A 3,786-nucleotide genomic window follows, 5' to 3' on the forward strand; every position below is an offset into this window, starting at 1 on the left:
CGGTTACACGTCTCGTCGTTCGACAACGGACGCACAGATCGTGCGTCCCTACAGCGGTTACACGTCTCGTCGTTCGACAACGGACGCACAGATCGTGCGTCCCTACAGCCGTCACACGTCTCGTCGTTCGACAACGGACGCACAGGTCGTGCGTCCCTACAGCCGTCACACGTTTCGTGTGATCCCTACTGCGGAAGCTGGTAATATTTGCCTCAATTGTTTCGCAGTAAGAAAATAAAGAGGTATCTTTGCCAAACGGATTGTACAATCACGCTTGCAACCCTACGCTTGACACTGCGACTCTTGGGGCTGAAAGCGTCTCTAGGACTCTCCTGCAAAGCGAAATACAGATAATACAACTATATAGACATGGCTAATAAGCAAATGAGAACGGAAGGCGACCTGCTAGGCGATCGCCAACTACCCGCAGACGCACTCTATGGGGTGCAGACGCTACGCGGTATGGAGAACTTTCAGATTAGCAACTTCAAGCTAAGCCAGTACGCTTACTTCATCAAGGGTCTAGCCTACACTAAGTGGGGCGCAGCTGTCGCCAACCACAGCGAGGGCATCCTGACCGATGAGCAGTACGAGGCTATCGTTTTCGCCTGCAAGGAGCTGATCGCTGGTAAGCATCACGATGCTTTTGCAGTGGATATGATCCAGGGTGGTGCTGGTACGACGACCAATATGGCTGCCAACGAGGTAATCTGCAATATTGCCCTCCAGAAGATGGGACACCAGCCTGGCGAGTATAAGTATCTTGCTCCTAATGATGGGGTCAACGCTTCGCAGTCTACCAATGATGCTTACCCTACAGCCATTCACCTAGGGCTATACCCCAAGGGGCTAGAGGTGTACAAGCATATCGAGCAGCTCGTTGCAGCGCTCCGTGCTAAGGCTGAGGAGATGAAGCATGTCCTCAAGATAGGTCGTACGCAGCTACAGGACGCTGTACCTATGACGCTGGGACAGACTTTCCACGGCTTTGCCTCTATCCTTGAGGAGGAGCTACCAAGGCTCAAGAGTGCCTGCGAGGAGTTCCTAACGGTCAACATGGGTGCTACGGCTATCGGTACGGGTATCGCTTCAGAGCCAGGCTATGCAGAGGCTTGTGTCAAGGCTTTGGCTGAGATCACGGGCTGGCCTGTCCAGCTGAGCGCTGACCTCGTCGGTGCTACGAGCGATACATCCGTCATGATCGGCTACTCATCCGCACTACGTCGTATCGCTGTCAAGATCAATAAGATCTGCAACGATATTCGCCTCCTATCCTCTGGTCCTAGAGCCGGTATTGGCGAGTTTAACGTACCCGCTGTGCAACCAGGCTCCTCGATCATGCCAGGTAAGGTAAACCCTGTCATCCCTGAGGTAATGAGCCAGGTATGCTACAAGGTGATGGGCAACGATACGACCGTCCTGATGGCTGGAGATGCTGCTCAGATGGAACTCAACGCTATGGAGCCTGTCATGGCTCAGTGCTGCTTCGAGAGCTCTGACCTGATGATGCGTGGTATCACGACCCTCATCGAGCGTTGTATCACTGGTATCACGCCCAACGAGGAGCGTTGTCGTCAGCAGATCGAGGCTTCAATCACGATCGTCACGGCGCTCAACCCAATCATCGGTTATAAGAACTCAACCAAGATTGCCAAGGAGGCGCTTGAGACGGGCAAGGGTATCTACGAGTTAGTCCTGGAGCATGGCATCCTAGACAAGAAGGATCTTGACGAGGTGATGGATCCCAAGCATATGACCCAGCCCTCAAAGCTTGATCACATCAAGCCTAAGAAGCAACTATAAGCGGATATTGACGGGGTGGGGGAGACACAAGCCACCCCGTCGATACATCCCCCTAGACTACAGAGGAAATAGGAACTACTAATCTTTAAGACCTTATATATTATGAAGAGATTAGCTTTAATCAGCTTTGCACTCGTCAGCATGCTGGCGTTTGTAGCTTGCTCTAGTCCTACGAAAAAGGCGGAGCAGGTCACGATGGACTTCTTCAAGGCGCTCAATGCTGGCGACTACGACAAGGCTCGTACTTACACAGCGTCTGAGCAGGCTGAGGCATATGTAAATCTTATGTCTTACTTCAACTCTGACAGTGTTAAGGTCTTCTCTCAGGAGGAAACTCCCGAGCGGACGACCAAGATCGCAAGCTCAGAGGAACGCCAAGACACGGTCATCTGCTATGTCGAGACAACGGAGCAGCCCACCGATCCTACTGATAGTGCCAGTGTCCTCAACCAAAAGGTTGTCCTCACCAAGGTAGACAACGAGTGGAAGATCGTTGACATACCTATGAAGTAACCTAGGTGACTGCCACTCTGGCATGCACTCCTTAGACTTAATCTCATGATGAAGTCTATCTACCACAAGCCCCAAGAGCTAGCGAGGTCTCTCCTCCTACTGCTCTTGGGGCTTGCTCTATCTGGTACTGTCGCCTGCACGTCTCATCACAAGCGAGAGGTGATCGCCATCGATACGACGACACTGCGCCCTGGGAGTCTTATACTGCGTCGTGGCGAGGGGATGCTCTCGGCATTCTTTAGCAAGGTGGCCTCCGAGGGGCAGCGTTACAGCCATTGCGGTATCATTGATTTTGACTCTACTAGCCATCGCTGGGTCGTGTGGCACGCTTATCAGGATGACTATCTGGGTGCTGACGGTGTCTTTCGCCAGCCACTAGACAGCTTCCTCATGGAGTCGGAGGCGGTCGCTATCTATCCCGCCTTAGCGCTGGATAGCTTAGGCTTGCAGCAGATGAGAGCCTACATAGCGCTCCATAGCCCTGGGGGAAGGTATCCCAAGAGGTTTGACTCGCACTTTGACCTTAGAGATACGACCACGATCTACTGCACCGAGTTTGTTGCACTCGCTTACAATAGTACAGGCATCCCAGACTATCAGATCACGCCTACGGGTCATCTGCCAGGCGTTTCCCACACTTACTACAGCCTTGATGACTTGATTAAGGGAGTCCATCCCTTGCATATTCAAAAATAATGTGTACCTTTGCACCAGTTACTAATCACTTATACTAAAGCTAATATGAAGAAGGTATTTGTACTCGTAGCTGCTGTTGCAGCTCTAAGCCTTGTTTCTTGCAACAAGGAGAATCAGAATCAGGATGCTCAGCAGGCTGAGCAGAACGTTGAGAACGCTCAGGAGAATCTTGATGCAGCTGCTCAGGATATGCAGAACGCAGCTCAGGACGCAGCTCAGGTAGTTGCTGACGAGGCTAACGCTGCTGCTGATGCAACTGCAGAGGCTGCTCAGGCTGCAGCTGACAAGGCTCAAGAGACTGCTGATCAGATCAAGAAGTAAACACCAACTTCTCTAGATCATTCGCAATCTGAGATAACCTAAGCAACAAAACATGATGAAGGTCACCTAGTCCTCTTAGTGAGGGTTAGGTGACCTTCGCTGTTGTATGCTGGCTGTTGGCTGTTAGTTATTGGCTGTTGGCTAGAGCTACTAGTACTACTAGTGCTACTAGGGACACTAGTGCCACTAGAAACCTAGTCTCTAACCTCTAGTCTCTTTTTTGTACTTTTGGAGCGTGAAGACAGTACGACACTCTTGGCAGTGGTGGGTGAAGAACTTCTTGCCACTCCTCATAGGCTTGGCGATATTGTTTTACCTCTATCGCCATCTAGAGCTCGGAGACACGCTACGCTTGTTACAGCATGGTGTGCGCTACGAGTACTTGCTCTTGTCTCTGCCTCTAGGACTCCTAGGCAATGTGGTACGAGGCTATCGCTGGCATCTGCTGATGCG

At 51.5% G+C, this 3,786-nt stretch carries 5 protein-coding genes and 1 pseudogene; all 6 read left to right on the forward strand.

Annotated features, from left to right (window positions below; translation table 11 throughout):
- Window positions 1–238, forward strand: a 238-nt coding sequence (locus Q0X57_RS07770; protein ID WP_297729867.1) for a hypothetical protein, incomplete at its 5' end; no start/stop codon positions are given.
- A 131-nt stretch (window positions 239–369) separates the two neighbouring features.
- Window positions 370–1,803, forward strand: coding sequence for an aspartate ammonia-lyase (locus Q0X57_RS07775; protein WP_297729868.1), 1,434 nt, complete (start codon window positions 370–372; stop codon window positions 1,801–1,803).
- A 102-nt stretch (window positions 1,804–1,905) separates the two neighbouring features.
- Window positions 1,906–2,316 carry a DUF4878 domain-containing protein gene (locus tag Q0X57_RS07780; RefSeq protein WP_297729870.1) on the forward strand — a complete coding sequence of 137 codons (411 nt, stop codon included), beginning with the start codon at window positions 1,906–1,908 and terminating at the stop codon, window positions 2,314–2,316.
- 45 nt (window positions 2,317–2,361) lie between these two features.
- On the forward strand, window positions 2,362–3,012 hold the full coding sequence (locus Q0X57_RS07785) for a YiiX/YebB-like N1pC/P60 family cysteine hydrolase (RefSeq protein ID WP_297729872.1): 651 nt from the start codon (window positions 2,362–2,364) through the stop codon (window positions 3,010–3,012).
- Between the two features lie 45 nt (window positions 3,013–3,057).
- The gene (locus Q0X57_RS07790) at window positions 3,058–3,333 is read left to right on the forward strand and encodes a hypothetical protein (protein ID WP_297729874.1); all 276 of its coding nucleotides are present in this window, start codon (window positions 3,058–3,060) and stop codon (window positions 3,331–3,333) included.
- Between the two features lie 235 nt (window positions 3,334–3,568).
- Window positions 3,569–3,786: pseudogene (locus Q0X57_RS07795) on the forward strand (UPF0104 family protein); the annotation flags it as partial.

It is taken from the genome of uncultured Porphyromonas sp. (assembly GCF_947254915.1).
Lineage (GTDB): Bacteria > Bacteroidota > Bacteroidia > Bacteroidales > Porphyromonadaceae > Porphyromonas.